The organism is Dechloromonas sp. A34, assembly GCF_026261605.1.
Lineage (GTDB): Bacteria > Pseudomonadota > Gammaproteobacteria > Burkholderiales > Rhodocyclaceae > Azonexus.
In genome coordinates, this window is record NZ_CP102486.1 from 1,489,055 (window position 1) to 1,510,298 (window position 21,244).

24 protein-coding genes are annotated in these 21,244 nt (G+C 57.5%); 17 read left to right on the forward strand and 7 right to left on the reverse strand.

Annotation, left to right across the window (positions count from 1 at the left end; all coding sequences use genetic code 11):
• Positions 1-113: 113 nt before the first annotated feature.
• The 3 genes from NQE15_RS07445 to NQE15_RS07455 all read right to left on the reverse strand — a co-directional run bounded on the left by NQE15_RS07445 (position 114) and on the right by NQE15_RS07455 (position 2,687).
• Positions 114-293: a hypothetical protein gene (locus NQE15_RS07445; RefSeq protein WP_265948043.1), complete on the reverse strand. Its 180-nt coding sequence runs from the start codon at positions 291-293 to the stop codon at positions 114-116.
• Between the two features lie 266 nt (positions 294-559).
• Complete coding sequence (locus NQE15_RS07450; RefSeq protein ID WP_265948045.1) at positions 560-1,996, reverse strand: ATP-binding protein; 1,437 nt, start codon at positions 1,994-1,996, stop codon at positions 560-562.
• Positions 1,983-2,687, reverse strand: coding sequence for a winged helix-turn-helix domain-containing protein (locus NQE15_RS07455; RefSeq protein WP_265948047.1), 705 nt, complete (start codon positions 2,685-2,687; stop codon positions 1,983-1,985). The genes NQE15_RS07450 and NQE15_RS07455 overlap by 14 nt, the downstream gene beginning before the upstream one ends.
• Before the next feature lie 215 nt (positions 2,688-2,902).
• Between NQE15_RS07455 and NQE15_RS07460 the strand changes: the two genes are divergently transcribed.
• Positions 2,903-3,316: a disulfide bond formation protein B gene (locus NQE15_RS07460; RefSeq protein ID WP_416336507.1), complete on the forward strand. Its 414-nt coding sequence runs from the start codon at positions 2,903-2,905 to the stop codon at positions 3,314-3,316.
• A 67-nt stretch (positions 3,317-3,383) separates the two neighbouring features.
• Here the strand turns inward: NQE15_RS07460 and rpmG are convergent, their stop codons facing one another.
• The 3 genes from rpmG to radC form a co-directional block, all read right to left on the reverse strand.
• Positions 3,384-3,551: a 50S ribosomal protein L33 gene (gene rpmG, locus NQE15_RS07465; protein ID WP_265948049.1), complete on the reverse strand. Its 168-nt coding sequence runs from the start codon at positions 3,549-3,551 to the stop codon at positions 3,384-3,386.
• 19 nt (positions 3,552-3,570) lie between these two features.
• On the reverse strand, positions 3,571-3,804 hold the full coding sequence (gene rpmB / locus NQE15_RS07470; RefSeq protein ID WP_265948051.1) for a 50S ribosomal protein L28: 234 nt from the start codon (positions 3,802-3,804) through the stop codon (positions 3,571-3,573).
• 81 nt (positions 3,805-3,885) lie between these two features.
• Positions 3,886-4,566: a RadC family protein gene (gene radC / locus NQE15_RS07475; RefSeq protein WP_265948053.1), complete on the reverse strand. Its 681-nt coding sequence runs from the start codon at positions 4,564-4,566 to the stop codon at positions 3,886-3,888.
• Positions 4,567-4,612: 46 nt separating this feature from the next.
• Between radC and coaBC the strand changes: the two genes are divergently transcribed.
• From coaBC to NQE15_RS07530, 11 genes are all read left to right on the forward strand, one after another.
• Positions 4,613-5,797, forward strand: a complete 1,185-nt coding sequence (coaBC, locus tag NQE15_RS07480) for a bifunctional phosphopantothenoylcysteine decarboxylase/phosphopantothenate--cysteine ligase CoaBC (RefSeq protein ID WP_265948055.1) — start codon at positions 4,613-4,615, stop codon at positions 5,795-5,797.
• 645 nt (positions 5,798-6,442) lie between these two features.
• The gene (locus NQE15_RS07485) at positions 6,443-7,210 is read left to right on the forward strand and encodes a 3-hydroxyacyl-CoA dehydrogenase (protein WP_265948058.1); all 768 of its coding nucleotides are present in this window, start codon (positions 6,443-6,445) and stop codon (positions 7,208-7,210) included.
• A gap of 56 nt (positions 7,211-7,266) precedes the next feature.
• A complete protein-coding gene (locus NQE15_RS07490) occupies positions 7,267-9,705 on the forward strand; it encodes a heavy metal translocating P-type ATPase (RefSeq protein ID WP_265948060.1) in 2,439 nt (812 codons plus the stop codon).
• Positions 9,705-9,896, forward strand: coding sequence for a cbb3-type cytochrome oxidase assembly protein CcoS (gene ccoS / locus NQE15_RS07495; protein WP_265948064.1), 192 nt, complete (start codon positions 9,705-9,707; stop codon positions 9,894-9,896). The genes NQE15_RS07490 and ccoS overlap by 1 nt, the downstream gene beginning before the upstream one ends.
• Positions 9,897-10,188: 292 nt before the next feature.
• Positions 10,189-11,616, forward strand: a complete 1,428-nt coding sequence (gene ccoN / locus NQE15_RS07500; RefSeq protein WP_265948066.1) for a cytochrome-c oxidase, cbb3-type subunit I — start codon at positions 10,189-10,191, stop codon at positions 11,614-11,616.
• 19 nt (positions 11,617-11,635) lie between these two features.
• Positions 11,636-12,268 carry a cytochrome-c oxidase, cbb3-type subunit II gene (gene ccoO / locus NQE15_RS07505; RefSeq protein ID WP_416336533.1) on the forward strand — a complete coding sequence of 211 codons (633 nt, stop codon included), beginning with the start codon at positions 11,636-11,638 and terminating at the stop codon, positions 12,266-12,268.
• A gap of 5 nt (positions 12,269-12,273) precedes the next feature.
• The gene (locus tag NQE15_RS07510; RefSeq protein WP_265948068.1) at positions 12,274-12,450 is read left to right on the forward strand and encodes a cbb3-type cytochrome oxidase subunit 3; all 177 of its coding nucleotides are present in this window, start codon (positions 12,274-12,276) and stop codon (positions 12,448-12,450) included.
• A gap of 14 nt (positions 12,451-12,464) precedes the next feature.
• Complete coding sequence (ccoP, locus tag NQE15_RS07515; RefSeq protein WP_265948070.1) at positions 12,465-13,364, forward strand: cytochrome-c oxidase, cbb3-type subunit III; 900 nt, start codon at positions 12,465-12,467, stop codon at positions 13,362-13,364.
• A 132-nt stretch (positions 13,365-13,496) separates the two neighbouring features.
• The gene (gene ccoG / locus NQE15_RS07520) at positions 13,497-14,915 is read left to right on the forward strand and encodes a cytochrome c oxidase accessory protein CcoG (RefSeq protein WP_265948072.1); all 1,419 of its coding nucleotides are present in this window, start codon (positions 13,497-13,499) and stop codon (positions 14,913-14,915) included.
• 1 nt (position 14,916) lies between these two features.
• Complete coding sequence (locus NQE15_RS07525) at positions 14,917-15,438, forward strand: FixH family protein (protein WP_265948075.1); 522 nt, start codon at positions 14,917-14,919, stop codon at positions 15,436-15,438.
• Between the two features lie 28 nt (positions 15,439-15,466).
• The gene (locus tag NQE15_RS07530; RefSeq protein WP_265948079.1) at positions 15,467-15,607 is read left to right on the forward strand and encodes a DUF3149 domain-containing protein; all 141 of its coding nucleotides are present in this window, start codon (positions 15,467-15,469) and stop codon (positions 15,605-15,607) included.
• Between the two features lie 134 nt (positions 15,608-15,741).
• Here NQE15_RS07530 and NQE15_RS07535 read toward each other — a convergent pair whose 3' ends face one another.
• Positions 15,742-16,290, reverse strand: coding sequence for an NUDIX hydrolase (locus tag NQE15_RS07535; RefSeq protein WP_265950167.1), 549 nt, complete (start codon positions 16,288-16,290; stop codon positions 15,742-15,744).
• 187 nt (positions 16,291-16,477) lie between these two features.
• Here NQE15_RS07535 and motA point away from each other — a divergent pair, with 187 nt between their 5' ends.
• The 5 genes from motA to NQE15_RS07560 all read left to right on the forward strand — a co-directional run bounded on the left by motA (position 16,478) and on the right by NQE15_RS07560 (position 21,238).
• A complete protein-coding gene (gene motA, locus NQE15_RS07540) occupies positions 16,478-17,335 on the forward strand; it encodes a flagellar motor stator protein MotA (RefSeq protein WP_265948082.1) in 858 nt (285 codons plus the stop codon).
• A 27-nt stretch (positions 17,336-17,362) separates the two neighbouring features.
• A complete protein-coding gene (gene motB / locus NQE15_RS07545; protein ID WP_265948084.1) occupies positions 17,363-18,310 on the forward strand; it encodes a flagellar motor protein MotB in 948 nt (315 codons plus the stop codon).
• Positions 18,311-18,532: 222 nt separating this feature from the next.
• A complete protein-coding gene (locus NQE15_RS07550; protein ID WP_265948086.1) occupies positions 18,533-18,898 on the forward strand; it encodes a response regulator in 366 nt (121 codons plus the stop codon).
• 82 nt (positions 18,899-18,980) lie between these two features.
• Positions 18,981-19,628 (forward strand): Hpt domain-containing protein, encoded by a 648-nt coding sequence (locus NQE15_RS24030; RefSeq protein ID WP_265948089.1) that lies wholly within the window; start codon positions 18,981-18,983, stop codon positions 19,626-19,628.
• Complete coding sequence (locus NQE15_RS07560) at positions 19,619-21,238, forward strand: chemotaxis protein CheW (RefSeq protein WP_265948093.1); 1,620 nt, start codon at positions 19,619-19,621, stop codon at positions 21,236-21,238. Before NQE15_RS24030 ends, NQE15_RS07560 begins: the two co-directional genes overlap by 10 nt.
• The last annotated feature ends 6 nt before the right edge of the window (positions 21,239-21,244 follow it).

The following is a 21,244-nucleotide window of genomic DNA, read 5'->3' on the forward strand; positions in this document are numbered from 1 at the left end:
GCGCTTTTCCCGATGGCAGTGCTGGCGGTTGACAAAAAAAGACCCCGCCACGAGGGCGGGGTAACAGGGAGGTCTCGAAAGGGGGGATTTCGAGAGGGAGGTAAATCGGTGATTCAGTCCTTGCGGCGACGTTTCAGCCAGTGGCGAGCGGCGAGAATCACGGCGCCGGCAGCCACTGCCACAACTGCCGCCTTGAGTGGCTCGGCCTGGCCGTCGGCTAGCCAATCAAAGCCCGCGACGCCGACAAAAACGCCAAGGCTTTCGCTGATCGGCAGATTGTCGGCAAAGGCCATTAGCGGCGCACCTGGCGGACCGGAATGGTGGCGAGTACGGGCTGCCGAACGACAATCATGCCGAACAGGTAGTGGCGCGCCAATTCCAAAAATTTCTCGATGCTCATTTCATTCATCCTCGTGTGCTCCTCTTGGTGGGATTGTCGTTGTTGTTCCATGGCTCGGATTCTAGAGAGCCGCCGCGACGCCGTCTGTTGGGCAAGCGTGGTGGAGCCGTAACGAGGATTGATGCTTGATGACGCTTTGTAACCGCGTCGCCCGCCGACTTACTGCTGGGCTTTCCAGGCGAGGGTGAAGCGCGCGCCGCCAAGTGGAGCGGCATTGGCAGTGGCCGTGCCGCCATGCAGTTCAAGGACGCGCCGGGCAATCGCCAGCCCCAGCCCGTAGCCCCCGGTGGCGCGGTCGCGCGAGCGGTCGAGGCGGGTGAAGGCCGAAAAGATGTGTTCCCGTTCCTCGGCAGGTATACCGATACCGTCGTCGTCGACGTGGATCATAATCCGGTTGTCGACCAATTCGGCGCTGACCAGAATCTGCTTGCTGGCGTATTTGAAGGCATTGCGCAGCAAGTTGCGCAGGGCGTAGGGCATGGCCTTGCGATCAAGATCAACCTTGAGGCCTTCCGGTAAGTGCGCGGTATCAACCGTAACGTTCAGCCGGCGACCAAGCAGGCGTACCGAATCGACCTCGTCGACCAGCCATTCGGAAAAGTGGACGCTGGACAGATGCGGCTCCGGTGCTTCGCGCTCGAAGCGGGCGTAGGTCAGGCTGGTATCGATCAGGTGATCGAGCTCGTCGAGATCGTCTTCCATCATCGCCCACAGACGCTGGCGTTCCTCACGCTCGTCGGTTTCGGTCAGCATTTCGAGGGCAAACCGCATGCGGGCGATTGGGGTGCGTAGCTCGTGCGAGATACCGCAGGCCAGTTCGCGGTGCGTGGCGAGGAGCTGCTGAATGCGCTCGGCCATGCTGTTCATGGTGTCGGAAAGCGAGGCGAAGAGTTGGCTGCGGGCTGGTGGCGAGCGTGCCTCGAAATCGCCGTCGCCGAGGTCGCGGGCGGTCTGGCGCAGGGTTTCGAGGTCACGCCAGACTGGGCGGACCCAGAACCAGAGCGCGATGCCGAAGATCAGGCCGGTCAGGCTCCAGGTCAGCAGGCGCAGACGCAGTTCAAGGGGAAGGCGGTCCTTTAACTCGGGGTTGCGGCTGGAGGTGAGAGGGCCGACAACGAGGACCTGGCTGCTGGTGCCCAGGCGGTGGTACATGATGTCGCCGTCGTGATCAATGGCGATGTCCCCGCCGTCGAGCTTGTCGACTTGCTTTGGGGTCAAGGTACGATCCAGCGTCATGCGCTCGACGATACCGAGGCGATAAGAAAATTTTTCGTCGAGTTCCTTGATTTTGCGTTGCCAGGTGCTGCGCGGCTGGCGGAATAGTTCGTCTTCGATCAATGTGATTGTGCCGCGCATGAAGCGACGGGCGTAATCATCGGTAATGCCGCGCTGCGCGGTGGATATGACGAAATCGGCGGTGAAGGCGATGGCGACGAAGGAGCCCATCGCCAACAGGTAAAAATTGAAAAACAGTTTGGAGAGGCTGTAACGCCCGCCCCGCCAGCGCGGCAGGGAGACCCGGAACAGCGAGCGGGCGAGGCCCTGGCTGCGCTCCTTGGCTTCAGTATTCCCGGGTGGGGAATCAGTTCCAGTCATGTTTACTGAACAGGTAACCTTTGCCGCGCACGGTTTTGATGCGGGTCGGATTGTCCGGGTCGTCGTTCAGTTTTTTGCGCAAACGGGAGATCCGGGCATCAATCGATCGATCCAGTCCATCAAAGCCGATGCCGCGCAATTCCTGGAGCAGGTCGTCGCGCGACAGTACATTGCCGGCATGCGAAGCGAGCAGCCATAACAGGTCGAATTCGGCGGTGGTCAGGTCGATGCTGTCACCACTTAGTGAGGCGGTGCGGGTGCCCTGACTGATCCGGAACTGCCCGAAGACCATGCCTTCCGAATCGTTGCCCAGGGCCTCGCCGGCGACCGGCAGGCGACGGAGCAGGGCTTTGATCCGGGCGAGCAGCACGCGCGGCTGGACCGGCTTGGCAATATAATCGTCGGCGCCCATTTCGAGACCGAGGATCTGGTCGAAGTCTTCGTCGCGGGCCGTCAGCATCAGGATCACGCCACGATATTGCGGTCGGACGCTGCGGCAGACTTCGAAGCCATCCTTGCCCGGCAACATGACGTCGAGAATGACCAGATCCGGCTGTTCGGCCAGAATGCGTGCCTCGGCGGTATCGCCGCGGGGTTCGATGCTGACGCTCAGGTCATTTTTGGTGAGGTATTCGGCGGTCAGTTCGGCCAGCCGTTCGTCGTCTTCGACAAGCAGGATGCGTGTGTTCATCCGGCAATCTTAACGGCAGGGTGAGCGATGGTCCACCGTGTTGCATCGGCGTGGCGGTATGGGCTGTTCTCGTTCGGCCGGCTTGGCCATGCCTTAGAATTCATCCCTGTCTGCAACGAACTCTTGAAAGTGTCGATATGTTTTTCTCGAAAGTGCCCCTACGGGTGTGGTTTGCTACCTTATCACTGGGCTGTTTTGGCTTGGTCGGCGTTGGCATGGAATTACAGAATCTGCTGCGACTGGCCCCTTGCCCGATGTGCATTTTTCAGCGCGTGCTTTACTTGGGGATCGGCGGACTGGCCTTGTTCGGCTTCCTGTTGCCGGTAGCCCGGCTGGTCTGGGCCGGCTTGATCGGCTTGCTAGCCCTGATCGGTGTTGGGGTCGCGGCTTACCAGACATGGATGCAGGCCTTTCCGGCCTTGGCGACGGAGTGTGGATATGCCGAACCGAATCTGATGGAACGCCTAGTCGACTGGCTCGGCATGCAATGGCCGTCGATGTTTCTGGCCACTGGGTTCTGCACGAGCCGGGACTGGGTTTTCCTTGGTTTGTCGATGGCCAACTGGTCCTTGCTGATATTCATCGGCATCGTCGGATATGCGGCACTGCTGTTTCTTCGGAAAAATTGAGAAACGGACACCGGAAAAAACAAAACCCGCCGAAAGGCGGGTTTGTCGAAAGCTGGAGGAGGCTGAATTACTTCAGCTTCACTTCCTTGTAAGCAACGTGCTTACGAGCCTTCGGGTCGTACTTGTTGAACTCCAGTTTTTCAGGCGTCGTACGCTTGTTCTTGGAGGTGGTATAGAAGTGTCCGGTACCAGCTGTAGATTCCAGCTTGATTTTTTCGCGACCGCCTTTAGCCATTTTACTTATCCTTCCTTAATCAGACTTCGCCGCGGGCGCGCAGATCGGCCAGCACGGTGTCGATGCCGTTCTTGTCGATAACACGCAGACCGGCGTTGGAAACGCGCAGACGGATGAAGCGGTTTTCGCTTTCAACCCAAAAGCGGCGGTACTGCAGGTTCGGCAGGAAGCGACGCTTCGTTCTATTGTTGGCATGGGAAACCTTGTTCCCAACCATCGGGGCTTTGCCCGTTACTTGGCAGACTCGCGCCATGATTGCTGCTCCAGAATTCGCTAGAAGAAAGCCCGTGAGTATAACCAAAACCGGCTGATGATTTCAAGTGGTTTGTTGTTTTTATAGCAGGCCTCGTTCTGCCAGGGAGAGCGGGGTGGCGTTGCCGGCCACGATGAAATGGTCGAGCAATTTGACATCGACCATAGCCAGAGCCTCTTTCAGGCTGCGCGTGAGCATTTCGTCGGCGCGCGACGGCTCGGCCAGGCCGGATGGATGATTATGGGCGAGGATGACCGCAGCGGCATTGTGTTCGAGGGCGGTTTTGACTACTTCTCGAGGGTAGACCGAGGTTTGGGTCAGTGTGCCGGTAAACAATTCATCAGCTTTCAGCAAGCGGTTCTGGGCGTCGAGCCAGAGTGCCATGAAGACTTCGTTCTTGCGCGTTGCCAGTTTGAGGCGCAACCAGTCGCGGACCTGACCTGGCGAGGTCAGCATGTCGCGGGCGGACATTTGCTGGGTCAGTGCCCTGCGTGCCAGTTCAAAACTGGCCTTAAGCTGGGCGGCCTTGGCTCGACCGATGCCGGAAACACTGGCCAGCTCGTCCAGCGACGCGTCGACTAGGGTACTCAGTCGGCCATCGAAGCGCAGCAACAGGTCGCGTGCCAGATCGACTGCGCTTTTGCCCCGGACACCGACTCTTAAATAGATGGCCAGCAATTCGGCGTCCGAGAGGGCGGTCGGTCCAAGTGCCAGCAATCGTTCCCGTGGTCGTTCGCTCTCTGGCCAGTCGCTGATCGCCATACTATTTCCGTTAGAATGGGGAAACACATATTCTAGCGTTAAGACAATGGAATTACAGGGAAAGCGTATCGTCCTCGGCGTCACCGGCGGGATTGCCGCCTACAAGGCCGCCGAACTGCTTCGTTTGCTGGCCAAGCAGGGGGCGGACGTTCAGGTGGCGATGACCGACGGGGCAACCCACTTCGTCACGACCACGACCTTTCAGGCGCTCTCCGGCAGGCCGGTATTTACCGACCAGTGGGATGGCCGGATGCCGAATGCCATGGCACATATCGACCTGTCGCGCCAGGCAGACCTGATTCTGGTTGCCCCTGCCTCGGCTGATTTCATGGCACGCGTGGTGCACGGGATGGCCGACGATCTGCTGGCGACCATGGTCCTGGCGCGCGATTGCCCCTTGCTGATTGCTCCGGCAATGAATCGCCAGATGTGGGAAAACCCCGCTACACAGCGCAATGTGCTCCAACTGCTGGCGGATGGCATAAAGATGCTTGGCCCGGCGAGTGGCGAGCAAGCCTGCGGTGAAGTTGGCGTCGGCCGGATGCTGGAACCGGAAGAGATTCTTGAGGAGGTGATCGCGTTCTTCTCGCCGAAGGTACTGGCCGGCAAACGGGTTTTGATTACGGCGGGGCCCACCTTCGAGGCCATCGACCCGGTGCGCGGAATTACCAATCGGTCTTCCGGACGCATGGGGTACGCCGTGGCCCGGGCGGCGCGACAGGCTGGGGCCGAGGTGACGCTGGTTTCCGGTCCGGTTGGGCTTGATGCGCCGCAAGGGGTCGAGCGCATCAATGTGCTGAGTGCGCTGGATATGCACGCGGCAGTAATGGCACGCGTCGCCGCGACGGACATTTTCATCGGCGTGGCAGCGGTGGCCGATTACCGGGTAGCCAATGCCGCCGAGCACAAATTGAAGAAGGATACCGGCGGTATTCCGCCGATCGAGCTGATCGAAAATCCGGATATCCTCGCCGAGGTGGCTGCCCTGGAAGGTGCCCCGTATTGCGTCGGCTTTGCGGCGGAGAGTCGTAATCTGGAGGCTTATGCCCAAGCCAAGCGGCGCAAGAAAAACATTCCGCTGATTGCCGGCAATCTGATTCAGGATGGCTTTGGTGGCGACGACAACCGGCTGGTCTTGTTTGATGATGCCGGTGTGCACCCGCTGCCCCCCGGACCCAAATCGGTGTTGTCGCGCCAGTTGATCGAGCATATCTCTGCGGCTGTTGGATAGCGCCCTAAAGTGGCCGCTCAGGCGTCGAACACCCTGACTCGATTGCGCTCGGCACGCTTGGCTGTTTACCACCACTCCGCATCGTCGCCTGAAGCAGCTGCAGCGGTTACGTGGGTTCGAGCCTGCAATGAAGTCCGAGTGTTATGTGTGCTGCGACGGTAAAAATTCGCAAACATCGTTGGACTGGCCAGGCGGTTTTCTTCGCAGTGGCCGACTTGGTTTCGGTATCAGTGCCGGGGCGGGGTGTTGCTAGACATGGCGCTCTGTTCTCTCCGTTCGACAAAGTATCCGTCAAGTGGGCAGACCCGGCTTGGTGGGCATTCATGTTCACGAGCGCACTCGGCCTGCGTTTCGTCGGTGAGAACCATTTCGCGGACCGTTTCACAACGGGCGATAGGGGAGTCGAAGATGGACATGGCAACCTCCGCTTGTTTGAGTACTAAATTCAACTGACTAATTCAGTCTAGTTGCGCGGGGTGGCAAAAGCCAAGAATACGCGGCGCAGATACTCTGATTTGATCTTTTTGTAGCATGCCCCTTTTTCTGACCTTGGGTCAGCGGGTACTATGTGCCTTTTTCCATACGGTACCGTCTGGAGAGCGCTGCCGAAATGTCTTGCGTTGCGCTTTTACAAGGAGAGTGGTTATGCAAATAAATGAAAAAGTATTTCTTGTGACCGGAGCAGGTTCTGGTCTGGGGGCCGCGACAGCGCGCGCTTTGGTTGAGGGCGGTGGGAGCGTTGTCCTGGCTGACCTCAATCGCGAGGCCGGTGAAAAGCTGGCCGCGGAACTTGGTTCGGCTGCCTGTTTTGTTGAAACTGATGTGGCCAGCGAGGCTTCTGCTGTCGATGCCATCCAGGCGGCGATTACAAGGTTCGGCGGGCTGCACGGACTGGTCAACTGCGCTGGTGTCGCGCCGGCTGAGAAAGTTGTCGGCAAGGATGGGCCGCATCGACTGGAAAGCTTCACCAAAGTCATCACTATTAATCTGGTCGGTACCTTTAATATGATCCGTCTGGCGGCTGAGGCGATGCTGAAAGGCGAGCCTGATGCTGGCGGCGAGCGGGGGGTAATTATCAATACGGCGTCGATCGCAGCTTATGAGGGGCAGCTCGGGCAGGCCGCCTATGCGGCGTCGAAGGGCGGGATTGTTGCGTTGACTCTGCCGGTGGCCCGGGAGCTGGCGCGTAGCGGAATTCGTTGTATGACCATTGCACCGGGCATCATGGAGACGCCGATGCTGCTTGGCATGCCACCCGAAGTCCAAGACTCGCTCAATAAAATGGTGCCGTTCCCTACCCGAATGGGCAAGCCGGCCGAATTCGCCGCGCTGGTCAAGCATATTGTCGAAAATGCCTATCTCAATGGTGAAGTAATCCGTCTCGACGGTGCCATCCGGATGGGCACCAAATAATCTATACTTCGGCTCCGCCATTGACCAAAAAGGCACTTCGGTGCCTTTTTTATTGCATGTCCGAAACTTCCTGTTATCACTGCGGCCAGCCGATTCCCGACGATGTCGATCTGTCGGTGAAAATTGCCGGGGATTCGCGTGCCATGTGCTGTTTTGGTTGCCAGGCTGTCGCGCAGTCAATCGTTGATAACGGCTTGCAGGATTATTACCGGAGTCGTGATGCCTTGCCGGAGTCCCCGCGCGAGGCAAAGCCGGCGATCCTGGATCAACTGGCAATGTTTGATCATGCTGACTTCCAGAAAAGTTTCGTCAAGAAACTCGGCGAGAACGAGCGAGAGGCTTCCCTGTTGTTGGAAGGAATCACCTGTTCTGCCTGTATCTGGTTGAATGAGCAGCATGTGGGCAAGCTCCCAGGGGTGACGGCGGTCGATATCAACTACGCGACCCGACGGGCGCGCGTACGCTGGGATGAGTCCCGAATCAGTCTCTCCGATATTCTCGGGGCGATTGCGGCCATTGGTTATCGCGCCTATCCCTATGACGCCTCCAAGAACGAGGAGCTTTCGCGCAAGGAACGGCGCGGCGCGCTGTGGCGGGTCTGGGTGGCGGGCTTCGGCATGATGCAGGTAATGATGTACGCCTTTCCGGTGTACATCGCCGACGGCGAAATGTCTGCCGATATCGAGAGTTTGATGCGCTGGGCCAGTCTCCTGCTGACCCTGCCGGTGGTCTTTTACTCGTCGGCACCATTTTTCCGTAGCGCCTGGCGCGATCTGAAATTACGTCGTGTCGGCATGGATGTGCCGGTCGCCCTCGGGATCGGTGCCGCCTTTGCGGCCAGTTGCTGGGCGACGCTGGTCCAGTCGGGAGAGGTCTATTTCGACTCGGTAACGATGTTCGTTTTTTTCCTGCTCGGTGGCCGCTTCCTGGAAATGACTGCGCGTCAGAAAGCATTGAGTGTGACCGAAGAGTTGGCCAAGTTGCTGCCCGCCTTTGCCCAGAAATTGCCCGGCTTTCCCTCTGACCGCAGCACCGAGCAGCGGGTCGTCGCGGACCTGCACCCGGGGGACTATGTCCTCGTGCGGGCCGGCGATATCGTGCCGGCGGATGGCCGGGTTATCGAGGGGATCAGTTGTGCCAACGAATCCTTGCTGACTGGTGAAAGTCGGCCAGTGGCAAAGTCGCCGGGTGATGCGGTGACTGGTGGTTCCGTCAATGCTGAAAGTCCACTGGTTGTCCAGGTTGAGCAGGTTGGTGAGGGAACGCGATTGTCGGCCATCATTAATCTGATGGAGCGGGCGGCAACAGAAAAGCCACGTATCGTCGAAGTGGCCGACCGTGTGGCGACCTACTTTGTTGCCGTGCTACTGGTCCTGGCTGTGCTAGTCGCTGTCGGCTGGTATTTTGTTGATCCCGGCAAGGCTTTGTGGATCACCGTGTCGGTCTTGGTCGTGACCTGCCCCTGCGCCCTTTCCTTGGCGACACCGATTGCGCTGACCGTTGCTGCTGGAGCGCTGGCCAAGGATGGCTTGCTGGTGACGCGGGGGCACGCGATTGAAACCCTGGCCCGGGCAACGCATTTTGTTTTCGATAAGACCGGCACTCTGACCACGGGGAGGATGCATCTGGTCGATATCGGTGTCGTCGGAGCCCTGGATCGAGAAGCTTGCCTGGCAATTGCCGCCGCCCTTGAGCAAAGTTCCGAGCATCCGGTGGCGAGTGCGCTGCGGCGGGCAGCCGGAGATACGTCTCCGGCGGCGATGGATGTCCTTGCCGAGCCCGGCCAGGGTATTGAGGGGGTGATCAACGATCAGCGTTATCGTATCGGTCAAGCCCCTTATGTGATGGGCTTGAGCCAGGTACCCCTGCCGGAGGCGGCAACTGACTGGCTGGAAAGTGGGGATACTGTCGTGCTCTTGGGTGATGCTGGCGGGGCTCTGGCGTTTTTCCGGATCGGCGATGAAATTCGCCCAGAGTCGAAGGCGCTCATTGCTGAGCTCAAGCATTGTGGGAAAAAGGTGCTCTTGTTGACCGGTGATGCGCCGGCTGTGGCTCACCGCGTGGCCCAGAAGCTGGGTATTGAAGAAATCCGGGCCGGCGTTACCCCGCAAGGCAAGCACGATTGCGTGACGGCGCTCCAGGCTGGCGGCGCGATCGTGGCGATGGTGGGTGACGGAGTTAACGACGCGCCAGTGTTAGCGCAGGCCCAAGTTTCGGTCGCCATGGGCGGCGGGGCGCAACTGGCCAGGACGCAGTCCGATTTTGTGTTGCTTTCGGAAAATCTTGACCATCTGCGTCACGGATTACGGCGTGCGGTCAGATCGCTACGGGTTATTCGTCAGAACCTCTGGTGGTCATTCGCCTATAATTTTGTTGCCTTGCCCCTCGCCATCACCGGCTATGTCACGCCATGGATGGCCGGAATAGGGATGTCGGCCAGTTCCTTGCTGGTCGTGCTCAACTCACTGCGTATCCAGCGCGTGGAGACTGATTAATGGAAAGCGTCTATCTTCTGATTCCGATTTCGGTTCTTCTGGTTTTCGGAATTGCCCTTGCTTTCTGGTGGTCGGTACGCAACGGTCAATTCGACGATTTGGAGGGACCGGCTTTCCGCCTCCTGATGGATGATGATCGGCCAAAAGTGCAGGCTGAAACCCCGGAAAACGATAAAACAGAGAAAGTTTGACCTGCGTCAACATATCGAAGCGATTCGGGCGGCAATATGCATGGCATGTGAAGCGTCGGCTTCACGAATATTCTCTGTTGGGGTTGGGGTGCGTTACGACGCACCCTTTTTTTGTCCACGCTCCGGCCGCTAGGCGGGAACTACGTCCTTCTGACTAATTCGACCTAGATATTCCGTGGGTTGATCTATGTCAAAACGCCCCGCCTGATCTAGAATACCATCCGCTTTCATGTGCCGCCTTGGGTTTAAGGGGGGTGGTCATTCAGTCTTTTCATTAACGAGAGGTGGGTTCATGTCTGGAACGCAAACCACATACAACGATAAGGTCGTACGGCAATTTGCCGTCATGACTGTCATCTGGGGCATCGTCGGTATGCTTGTCGGTGTCATCATCGCAGCCCAGCTGGTTTGGCCGGAATTAAATATCGGCCCCTGGCTGCACTTCGGACGTCTGCGTCCGTTGCACACCAACGCAGTTATTTTTGCGTTTGGTGGCTGTGCGTTGTTCGCAACATCTTATTGGTGCGTTCAGCGCACTTGCAGCACCCGTCTTTGGGGTGGTCCGCTAATTCCCTTCACGTTCTGGGGTTGGCAAATCGTCATTCTGTTGGCTGCAATCACGCTGCCGCTGGGTATTACCACTGGCAAGGAATACGCCGAACTGGAGTGGCCGATCGATATCCTGATCACGCTGGTCTGGGTTTCTTATGCGGTGGTTTTCTTTGGCACCATCGCCACCCGCAAGGTTGCCCACATTTATGTGGCAAACTGGTTCTTTGGCGCGATGATCATTGCTGTTGCCCTGCTGCACCTGGTTAACAGCTGTGAAATTCCGGTTGGCTTCCTGCGTTCCTACTCCTGCTACGCCGGTGTTCAGGATGCAATGATTCAGTGGTGGTACGGCCATAACGCAGTAGGCTTCTTCTTGACTGCGGGCTTTTTGGGCATGATGTACTACTTTGTGCCGAAGCAAGCGGGGCGTCCGGTCTACTCCTATCGTTTGTCCGTTGTCCACTTCTGGGCGCTGATCTTTACGTACATGTGGGCGGGGCCTCACCATCTGCACTACACCGCTCTGCCGGACTGGACCCAGTCTGTCGGTATGATTTTCTCCCTGATTCTGCTGGCTCCGTCCTGGGGGGGCATGATCAACGGCATCATGACCTTGTCCGGTGCCTGGCATAAGCTGCGCGATGATCCGATCCTGAAATTCCTGATCACCTCCCTGTCCTTCTACGGTATGTCTACCTTCGAAGGTCCGATGATGTCCATCAAGACCGTCAATGCTCTGTCGCATTACACGGACTGGACGGTCGGTCACGTGCACTCCGGTGCTCTGGGCTGGGTTGCCATGGTCTCGATCGGTTCCATGTATTACCTGTTGCCGCGCCTGTTTGGTAAGACCGAGATGTTCAGCGTCAAGTTGATGACGGTTCACTTCTGGGTTGCCACCATCGGTACCGTGCTGTACATCGCTTCCACCTGGATTTCCGGTGTGATGCAGGGCCTGATGTGGCGTGCAATCAATGCCGACGGCACCCTGGCTTACAGCTTCGTTGAAAGCGTCAAGGGCTCCTACCCGTTCTGGGCAATCCGCTGGCTGGGTGGCGTACTGTTCCTGTCCGGTATGCTGATCATGGCCTACAACATGTTCAAGACCATGGCTGGTGGCAACACCAAGGATGCGACGATCGTTGTTCCGGTCGCTCATCACGCCTGATTAGGGGGGAATAATAATGATCAAACACGAGCAAATTGAGAAGAACGTAGGCCTGCTCATCGTTCTCACGTTGTTTGTTGTCCTGTGGGGCGGTCTGCTGGAAATTGTTCCGCTCTTCTTCCAAAAATCAACGACAACGCCGGTTGAAGGTCTGAAAGCATATTCGGCTGAAGCGGTAGCCGGACGCGAAATCTATCTGCGTGAAGGTTGCTATAACTGCCATTCACAGATGATCCGTCCGTTCCGTGCTGAAACCGAGCGTTATGGCCATTACTCCGTCGCTGGCGAGTTTGTTTATGACCATCCGTTCCAATGGGGTTCCAAGCGAACGGGGCCGGATCTGCAGCGTGTCGGCGGCCGCTACTCTGACGAGTGGCAACGCGCTCACCTGATCAATCCGCGCGACGTGGTGCCGGAGTCCAACATGCCGGCTTTCGCTTTCCTGGCGAACACCAAGGCCAAGGACTCGGTTGCCGCCGACATCGAAGGCAAGATGGGGGCTTTGCGTACGTTGGCTAATCTACGTGGTCTGCCGACCTATTCCGATGCAGATATCAAGGGCGCCAAGGCTGCCATTGGTGACAAGACCGAACTTGATGTTCTGATTGTCTACCTGCAAGGCCTGGGTACGGCTCTGAAGACGACCAAGTAATAGCCATGGACATCAACGATCTGCGTTCGATGACGACGGTTCTCGGGTTGCTCTGTTTCCTGGGTATTGTCGGTTGGGCTTATGCCAAGGGCAGCAAGAAGGGGTTTGACGAGGCTGCCAACCTGCCGTTCGCAGAGCATGAAGATGAGGGTGCGACGCCCCGTGCATCGCACCCGCGCTGAAAAAAGGAAAGCAAATGAGCGATTTCGTTAGCGATTTTTGGAACCTGTACGTAGTGGTCATCGTAGTGGCAAGTATTCTTGCCTGCGTTGTGCTGCTGATTGTCCAGGGAAAAGCGACTTTCACGCCAGGCAAGACCATGGGTCACGTCTGGGATGAAACTCTGGAGGAGTACAACAATCCGATGCCACGTTGGTGGACTTGGATGTTCGTCATTACGGTGGTTTTTGCGTTTGTTTACCTCGCGCTTTACCCCGGTCTAGGCAATTTCAAGGGTGTGCTTGGCTGGACCTCCGGTGGGCAGCACAAGGCGGAAGTCGACAAGATGAATGCCACGGTCAAACCGCTGTTCGACAAGTATATGGCGATGGATCTCAAGGCTGTGGCTGGCGACAAGCAGGCCATGGAAATGGGCAAGCGCATGTACTTGACGTACTGCATGCAGTGCCATGGTGCGGATGCCCGCGGTGCCAAGGGCTTCCCGAACCTGACCGATTCCGACTGGTTGTACGGTGGCGAACCGGAGCAGATCAAACAGACCATCTCTGACGGCCGTATGGGGGTCATGCCGCCGCATGCCCAACTCGGCGCCGATACCATTAAGGATCTGGCAAACTTCGTCCGTTCGCTGTCTGGCCTGCCGAACGATTCCGTTCGTGCGGCCAAGGGCAAAGAGGCCTTTGCTTCTGCCGGATGTCTTGGCTGTCATGGGCCGGAAGGAACGGGTATGCATGCCGTTGGTGCTCCCAATCTGACTGATAAGGTTTGGCTGTATGGCTCGTCGGAAGCGACTATCACCGAGACGATCACCAATGGTCGTCAGAACAAGATGCCGGCCTGGAAGGAATTCCTTGGCGATGCCAAGGTTCATTTGTTGTCTGCCTATGTGCTCAGCCTGAGCCAAGGCGCCAAGTAATTGAAAAGGACGGGGCGGCTAGCCGCCCCGTTTTTCATTTCTAATCAGTGTTCACTGATCTGTATCAAAATTGCCTTGGCGTTCATCGTCTGGGATGTTGGCTAGTGCAATTTTGATACGGATACAGCTTTCATGAAACCCAACGAAAACATTCTTCAAGGCCAGTCGTCAGAAGAGGCCGCTGTTGTTTCTTTTTACGAGAAACACAAGAAGGTCTATATGCGTGACGTCAAAGGTTGGTGGAATACCTGGCGTTGGGTATTGGTCTGGGTAACCCAAATTCTTTTTTATGGCCTTCCCTGGCTTGAGTGGAATGGCCGCCAAGCGGTATTGCTCCACCTCGTTGAGAGAAAGTTTTACCTCTTTGGTCTGGTGTTGTGGCCGCAGGATGTTTTCTATCTTGCCTTGCTGCTGATCATCTCGGCTTACGCATTGTTCCTGTTTACCGCAGTTGCTGGCCGACTGTTCTGTGGTTATGCCTGTCCGCAGACGGTCTATACCGAAATTTTTATGTGGGTTGAGAGCCGACTCGAAGGGGATCGGGCTGCTCGCTTGAAGCTGGACGGCGGGCCGTTGACGGCTCGCAAAGCCACCATCAAGGGATTGAAGCATGCGATCTGGCTGATCTTGTCGCTGTGGACTGGATTTACGCTGGTAGCCTATTTCACACCGGTCGACGAACTATTGGCGGCGCTGCCCTTTGGCTTTTCCGGGTGGGAATTGTTCTGGACCTTCTTCTATGCAGGCTTCTGCTATATGCAGGCGGGGTTTTTGCGAGAGCAAGTCTGCAAGTATATGTGTCCGTACGCCAGGTTCCAGGGGGTAATGTTTGACCCAGATACTCTGATTATCACTTACGATCCAGAGCGCGGTGAGCCGCGCGGGGCCCGCAAAAAGGCGATAGATGCCAAGGCTGCCGGTCAGGGGGATTGCGTTGACTGTGGCTTGTGTGTTGTGGTCTGCCCAACCGGGATCGATATTCGCAAGGGGCAGCAATACGAGTGCATCGGCTGTGGTGCCTGCATCGATGCATGTGACCCGGTGATGGACAAAGTTGGCTTGTCCCGCGGGTTGATTCGGTACACCACTGAAAATGCACTGGCTAAGCATTTTTCGTCTGCCGATGTGCTTGGCCACATCCTGCGTCCGCGCATCATTTTGTATACGGTGATCCTGACCGCGATTACCATCGCCACAATCTGGTCGCTAGCGATTAGGGTTCCGCTCAAGGTCGATGTGATTCGCGACCGTTCAACGTTGGCGCGGGAGGTCGATGACGGTCGTATCGAAAATATCTACAACCTCAAGATCATGAATACAACCGAAGAGCCAAAGCGCTATGCGTTGTCGGTCGAGGGGATGGAAGGGATTGAAATTGTTGGTGAGCGTATTGTCGAAGTTGGCAGCGCTGAAAATTATGAAGTGACTGTCGTGGTTCGTGTCCCGCCGGATTCCGGCAAGAAGGGGGCGAACACGATATATTTTGATATCAAGGCCCAGAATCACGACAAGATCGCGGTTCTCGAGAAGGCCACTTTCCTGATGCCATGACATGAGTAATACGATGACCTTACGTAGTGAGAATCAACCTTGGTACAAGGAGCGCTGGCCGTGGTTTTTGATGGCTGGCCCAGCAATCGTTATCGTAGCGGGCTTTATTACGCTGTGGCTGGCAGTGGAAAGTAATGACGGCCTGGTGACAGACGATTATTACAAGCAGGGCTTGGCCGTCAATCAGCGTATGCATCGTGACCAGCAGGCGGCGAGCTTGGGTCTGCACGGCGACCTGATGCGTGCCGACCTCAATGTGCGGCTGATGCTCAGTGCTGACAGTGCGTCGAAGGTGCCGGAAGCTATTGTCCTGAAACTGGCACATCCGACGCGCTCCGGCCAAGATCAGGCGGTCCAGATGCATGCTGAGGGGCCTGGCTTCTATAGCGGGAAATTGTCCGCTGACATTTCCGGGCGTTGGCTTGTCTCGATTGAGGACCCAGAAGGACAGTGGCGGCTCCAGGGAGAGTGGCAGGCTGATTCAGTGGAACCGCTTCGTCTGTCGGCGAAAGTGGGAAAGTAGTTTTTATTCTGTTACTGGGAGGTAACATATGGCTTGGGAACTGTTGTTTAATAGCGATATTGGCCTGATGAGTCTTGCTGTTATCGTCGGTGTCTTGGTAATTGGTGCCGCCATGGGCAAGATGTATTCAGCCAAGATGGACGAAGAAAGCCGTAAGCTCGGCAAGTAGCCCGCTTCAGTCCGCTCTGCCCGTCTGGGTGGAAAACCCCCGTCCGGCAATGCCCTCGGGGGTTTTTTTAAGACCTGATGCGCGAACGCACTGCTTCGTGATGTGCTGTGGTCGCTCTTGGCTACATCGGTCGGCTATCGATATTGTGCTGCCGGTGGCAGAAGTGCTGCTTCGTGAAAAGAGTAATGACCACTTTTTCGATCGTTCAGATAGCGTTCCAGGCAGAGGGTGACGCTACGGAAAGATAGAGCTTGCCAGGGAATGTCTTTCTCACGGAAGAGTTCGACTTCCAGGCTTTCCTCGCCAGCTGAATAGGCTGGTGTGGCCAGCCGGCCACGATAAAAGAGATGGACTTGATTGATGTGGGCAATACTGATCATTGCAAAAGGAGCGTCAACGATGATCTGCGCCCCGGCCTCCTCTAGCGTTTCGCGGCAGGCTGCCTGGGTCGTGGTTTCGCCGTTTTCCATGAAGCCGGCGGGCAGCGTCCAGAAGCCGAGTTGGGGCTCGATGGCACGGCGGCAGAGCAGAATCTGTTCTTCATGTTCGACGACGCAGCCGACCACCAGCCGTGGATTCTCATAATGTATATGGCCGCAGGCTGTACATACGTGCCGAGGAAGGCTGTCGCCGGCCGGAACGGTCAAGGAAACGCCAGAGCCGCAGTGTATGCAGTAACGGATCACGGAATTTGCTGATTGGTTGAGATTTCTGCCCAGTTTAGCACTGCCAAGACTGTCTGAACTCTGGTAGGCATAAGTAATGGCACTTCTTTCTTTGCGCTCGGGTGATGCCTGTGGCTACAATAGCGAAGACCAATAAATACGCGCATCTGCGCCAGTCGAAGGCTGGCGCCCCAGGGGGCTTTGCATGTTTCTAATCGTCGGTTACGTAATCATTCTGGCTTCATCGCTGGGAACGTACGCTCTTCACGGCAACCTCCTCGCGCTCTGGGTGCCGACCGAGTACGTTGCGATTGTCGGCCTGACGATAGGCTACTTTGTCGGCGGCAACGACATCAAGATTATCAAGGCTACAGTCGCGGCCATCCCGGGTGTCCTCAAAGGCACGAAATACGACAAGGCCTACTATGTTGATACCTTGGCAATGCTCTTTGAGATTCTTGCCAAAGTGCGCAAGGAGGGGCTAATGTCAATCGAGGGCGACATCGAGAATCCGGAAGCCAGTCCAATTTTTAGCAAATATCCGAATCTGCTCCATGACCATCATGTCATCGAGTTCACTACGGACTATTTGCGCATGATGGTGGGGGGGAACCTCAATACCGTCGAAATTGAAAGCCTGATGGATGTCGAGCTGGAAACTCATCATCATGAAGCGGCGGAGCCTGGGCACGTGATCGCCAAGCTAGCCGGCGCGGTGCCGGCCTTTGGTATCGTGGTTGCGGTAATGGGCGTGGTCAACGTGATGGGCTCGGTCGGTTCTCCGCCGGCCGTGCTCGGCAAGATGATCGGCGGGGCGTTGGTCGGGACTTTTCTCGGTATCCTGATTTCCTATGGTTTTGTCGAGCCGATGGGCAATTTGCTTGAGCAGAAGGCGAAAGAGGGCGGAAAAGTCTATCAAATGATCAAGATGGTTTTGCTGGCTTCGATGTCGGGTTACGCTCCCCAGGTGGCTATCGAATTCGGCCGCAAGACACTTGATTCGCACGTTCGGCCGGGCTTTATCGAACTTGAGGACGAACTCAAGGCACGTCGAGGCAAGTAAGCCTTTGCCTTTTCCTGATTCGATACGATGAGCGACGACTCCACACGCCCCATAGTTATCAAGCGCAAGAAGGTAGTTGCCGGCGGCGCGCACGGCGGCGCCTGGAAAATCGCCTACGCCGACTTCGTGACGGCGATGATGGCCTTCTTCCTGCTGATGTGGCTGCTTGGCTCAACTGCCAAGGGAGATTTGCAGGGGATTGCCGAACATTTTCAGAACCCGCTCAAAGTCGCGATGAGCGGCGGCGCCGGATCCGGTGATGCGACCAGCGTCTTGCAGGGCGGGGGCAAGGATCTGACGCGGCAGTCCGGTCAGGTCAAGCAGGGTGATGTCGAAAAGAAGAAAACGACCTCTTTTTCCAAGGAGGCGCAGGCCGAGTTCCGCCGCAAGGAGCAAGAGCGACTGGAGGCCCTGAAAGCCGATATCGAGAAAATGATCGAACAGAGCCCGCAACTGGCCCAGTTCAAGAAACAGATGCTGCTCGACATTACCTCGGAGGGGCTGCGCATCCAGATCGTTGATGAACAAAACCGGCCGATGTTCGATTCTGGTGGTGCTGAGCTCAAGCCCTATACGCGGGAGATCCTGCGTCAGGTCGGCAAGGCGCTGAACGGCGTCAGCAATCGTATCAGTCTGGCTGGACACACCGATGCCGCGTCATTCAGCGGTGGCACCCAAGGATTCTCCAACTGGGAACTCTCGGCGAACCGGGCCAATGCCTCGCGGCGCGAACTGGTGGTGGGCGGAATGGACGACAGCAAGGTCTTGCGGGTGGTCGGATTGGCATCCACTGTCTTGTTCGACAAGAATGATCCCCTGAACTCGGTCAATCGCCGGATCAGTATCGTCGTCCTGAATAAGAAGACCGAGTCGGCGATTCTTCAGGAAGAGGGGCCTGAATCCGAGTTGTCGAGCGACGAGGCCGTGCCGGAGGGTTTGAAATTGCCCGGCAGCGGCAAAGGAACATCTGGGTAAGACCCGCCAGGGTCGCTTAATGAAGTGCTCGTGGCTGCTGTCGGGTATGCACCGTTGATTCCATCCCCTATGGTTTAGGAGGTGCGTTTGGCGCCGAGGCAACGTCTGTCGGGATACTGGTGGAAAATTGAGTGCCCCGGTCCCGGGGGTAACGGGTGATTCGTCGTACCGGCCACACCCGCGGTGATGTTGCGCTGCGCTGATTCAATAAATGAGGAAACCATGGTGAAAACCATTCTTGCTGTTGATGATTCTGCATCCATTCGTCAGATGGTGTCATTCACCCTGAAGAGTGCCGGCTATGAAGTCGTTGAGGCGGTTGATGGCATGGATGGCCTGGACAAAGCCAAGGCCCGTAGCATCAATCTCGTGCTGACCGATCAGAACATGCCGCGCATGGATGGCCTGACCCTGATCAAGAGCCTGCGCGCCATGGCGCAATATGCGTCGACCCCCATCCTGATGCTGACGACAGAGTCCTCCGACACCATGAAGTCCCAAGGGCGCGCTGCCGGGGCGACCGGCTGGCTGGTCAAACCCTTCGATCCGCAGAAACTGATTGAAGTCGTCCGCAAGGTCATCGGCTGAGCCGGGGCGACGGGCTGGCCTGCGTGCCGGCTGCATTCATTGCCCGCGGCATGCGGGTGGCGTGGCGCGCTGAGGGAATAGCATGGCTATCGATATGAGTCAGTTTTATCAGGTGTTCTTCGAGGAGTCGGCAGAACACCTGGCGGCAATGGAGGCGCTCCTGCTCGATCTGGATGTCGAGAATCCGGATGCCGAGCAGCTCAATGCCATTTTTCGCGCAGCTCACTCGATCAAGGGTAGCGCCGGCACTTTCGGCTTCAACGATCTGTCTGAAACGACACATATTCTGGAGAGCCTGCTCGATCGCATTCGCAAGCGGGAACTCGCTCTGCGCCCGGAGATGGTGGATGCCTTCCTCAAAGCTGGCGACGTGCTGCGTGAAATGCTGGAGGCCCACCAAGGACGGGGACAGGTTGATGCATGCGCCGTCGAGGCGGTTTGCTCCCGCTTGCGGCAGCTATCGGCCGAGGCTTCTACAGTTGAGGTTCCCGTGCCGCCCCCAGTACCGGGGCTGGAGGCAGTCCCGGCCAGTCTCGCATCGCACGTCATATCCGCGCTCGAGCCGGCCGGTCGGCTCGCCTACAGTATCGAATTCGTGCCGACCGAGGTTTCCGCCAGTGGTGATGGTGTCGTCAATCTGCTTGACGAACTCCGCGCTTGCGGTGAACTCGAGATCCTCGCCCAACCCGAGGGGGCGCCCACGAGGTGGGATTCTGGCAATTGCGCCTGACTACCGCGCTGGCGCAAGAGTCCTTCTCCGAGCAGATCGATTTTGTCGCCGAAAATGGCGCCTGGCGGGTTGCCGAAGACAAGTCGATCGAACTCAACGGCGGCCCTGTCTTCAGCTTTTCCGAAGATACTTCTGGCGGGCCGGGGGAGGATCGTGCTTACGGATTCTTTGCGCCGCTCGATGCGTTATCGGCGCCACAGGAAACATCGGCAGAGGATGAAGGTTTTGGATTTTTCGCGCCCTTGCCGGCCGCGAACCTGGCTGAGGAAAACAACGCCTACGGCTTTTTTGCGCCGCTCACGCCTCCTGCCGCAGTGGGTGCGGAACCCGCCGGCAACGTTGAGGGCGAGGCGCTGGCCACGGAGTCGGCCGAAAAACCGGCACCGGTGATATCGAGCGCGGGCCGTCAAGCAAAAACTGCGGGGCCAGCGGAATCCTCGATCCGGGTAGGAGTCGAGAAGGTCGATCAACTGATCAATCTGGTGGGGGAACTGGTCATCACCCAGGCCATGTTGTTGCAGACCGCAATGCAGATGCAGGAAAGCGCGCCCGAGCGGTTGATCAACGGATTAGTCCAGTTGGAACGGAACACCCGCGATTTGCAGGAATCGGTGATGTCGATCCGGATGATGCCGATTTCCTCTGTCTTTTCGCGTTTTCCGCGCGTGGTGCGAGATCTGTCTGGCAAACTGGGCAAGCAGGTCGAACTGAAAACCTCCGGCGAGACGACTGAGCTCGACAGGGGATTGATCGAGCGCATTGCCGATCCATTGACCCACTTGATCCGCAACAGTCTCGACCACGGGATCGAGTTGCCAGAAAAACGTGTGCAGGCTGGCAAGAGTCCGGCGGGTACGATCACGCTGAAGGCCTACCACCAAGGAGGCAATATCGTCATCGAGGTTGGTGATGACGGAGCTGGCTTGCCGCGCGACAAGATTCTGGCCAAGGCACGCGAACGCGGACTGGCCGTAGCGGAGCAGATGACTGACGCGGAGGTGTTCAACCTCATTTTCGAGGCTGGGTTCTCGACAGCGGACCAAGTTACCGACGTCTCCGGGCGTGGCGTCGGGATGGATGTGGTCCGCCGGAACATCCAGTCGATGGGCGGTCGCGTCGAGATCGAGTCGATGCTCGGCATCGGGACCCGGATGACCGTCCGCTTGCCGCTGACACTGGCTATCCTCGACGGCATGTCGGTCGCCGTGGGCGATCAGACCTACATTCTGCCCTTGGCTCACATTCTAGAATCGCTGCAGCCCCAGGCTGGCGAGATCAAGACGTTGGCCAATCAGGCGCAGGTCATCCAGGTTCGTGGCGAATACCTGCCGGTCGTTGTGCTGCATGAGATATTCAATCTCAAGTCGGCGGCGAACGATTTCGCTCAGGGCATCCTGGTCGTGATCGAAGCCGATGGTGCCAAGATCGCTCTCTTTGTCGATGCCCTGGTCGGGCAGCATCAGGTGGTGATCAAAAGCCTGGAGGCCAATTATCGACGGGTGCCGGGAGTATCCGGGGCGACCATCATGGGAGACGGCCAAGTGGCCCTGATACTCGACGTCTCCGCCCTGGCCGGGATGGCCCGATCGAACATGCAGAGAGCCGACTGACGGCCC

Excerpts from the sequence above, each read along its gene's own strand:
- NQE15_RS07445 (WP_265948043.1), bottom strand. The coding sequence starts at position 293 with ATGGCCTTTGCCGACAATCTGCCGATCAGCGAAAGCCTTGGCGTTTTT.
- NQE15_RS07450 (WP_265948045.1), bottom strand. The coding sequence starts at position 1,996 with ATGACTGGAACTGATTCCCCACCCGGGAATACTGAAGCCAAGGAGCGC.
- NQE15_RS07455 (WP_265948047.1), bottom strand. The coding sequence starts at position 2,687 with ATGAACACACGCATCCTGCTTGTCGAAGACGACGAACGGCTGGCCGAA.
- NQE15_RS07460 (WP_416336507.1), top strand. The coding sequence starts at position 2,903 with ATGGAATTACAGAATCTGCTGCGACTGGCCCCTTGCCCGATGTGCATT.
- rpmG (WP_265948049.1), bottom strand. The coding sequence starts at position 3,551 with ATGGCTAAAGGCGGTCGCGAAAAAATCAAGCTGGAATCTACAGCTGGT.
- rpmB (WP_265948051.1), bottom strand. The coding sequence starts at position 3,804 with ATGGCGCGAGTCTGCCAAGTAACGGGCAAAGCCCCGATGGTTGGGAAC.
- radC (WP_265948053.1), bottom strand. The coding sequence starts at position 4,566 with ATGGCGATCAGCGACTGGCCAGAGAGCGAACGACCACGGGAACGATTG.
- coaBC (WP_265948055.1), top strand. The coding sequence starts at position 4,613 with ATGGAATTACAGGGAAAGCGTATCGTCCTCGGCGTCACCGGCGGGATT.
- NQE15_RS07485 (WP_265948058.1), top strand. The coding sequence starts at position 6,443 with ATGCAAATAAATGAAAAAGTATTTCTTGTGACCGGAGCAGGTTCTGGT.
- NQE15_RS07490 (WP_265948060.1), top strand. The coding sequence starts at position 7,267 with ATGTCCGAAACTTCCTGTTATCACTGCGGCCAGCCGATTCCCGACGAT.
- ccoS (WP_265948064.1), top strand. The coding sequence starts at position 9,705 with ATGGAAAGCGTCTATCTTCTGATTCCGATTTCGGTTCTTCTGGTTTTC.
- ccoN (WP_265948066.1), top strand. The coding sequence starts at position 10,189 with ATGTCTGGAACGCAAACCACATACAACGATAAGGTCGTACGGCAATTT.
- NQE15_RS07510 (WP_265948068.1), top strand. The coding sequence starts at position 12,274 with ATGGACATCAACGATCTGCGTTCGATGACGACGGTTCTCGGGTTGCTC.
- ccoP (WP_265948070.1), top strand. The coding sequence starts at position 12,465 with ATGAGCGATTTCGTTAGCGATTTTTGGAACCTGTACGTAGTGGTCATC.
- ccoG (WP_265948072.1), top strand. The coding sequence starts at position 13,497 with ATGAAACCCAACGAAAACATTCTTCAAGGCCAGTCGTCAGAAGAGGCC.
- NQE15_RS07525 (WP_265948075.1), top strand. The coding sequence starts at position 14,917 with ATGAGTAATACGATGACCTTACGTAGTGAGAATCAACCTTGGTACAAG.
- NQE15_RS07530 (WP_265948079.1), top strand. The coding sequence starts at position 15,467 with ATGGCTTGGGAACTGTTGTTTAATAGCGATATTGGCCTGATGAGTCTT.
- motA (WP_265948082.1), top strand. The coding sequence starts at position 16,478 with ATGTTTCTAATCGTCGGTTACGTAATCATTCTGGCTTCATCGCTGGGA.
- motB (WP_265948084.1), top strand. The coding sequence starts at position 17,363 with ATGAGCGACGACTCCACACGCCCCATAGTTATCAAGCGCAAGAAGGTA.
- NQE15_RS07550 (WP_265948086.1), top strand. The coding sequence starts at position 18,533 with ATGGTGAAAACCATTCTTGCTGTTGATGATTCTGCATCCATTCGTCAG.
- NQE15_RS24030 (WP_265948089.1), top strand. The coding sequence starts at position 18,981 with ATGGCTATCGATATGAGTCAGTTTTATCAGGTGTTCTTCGAGGAGTCG.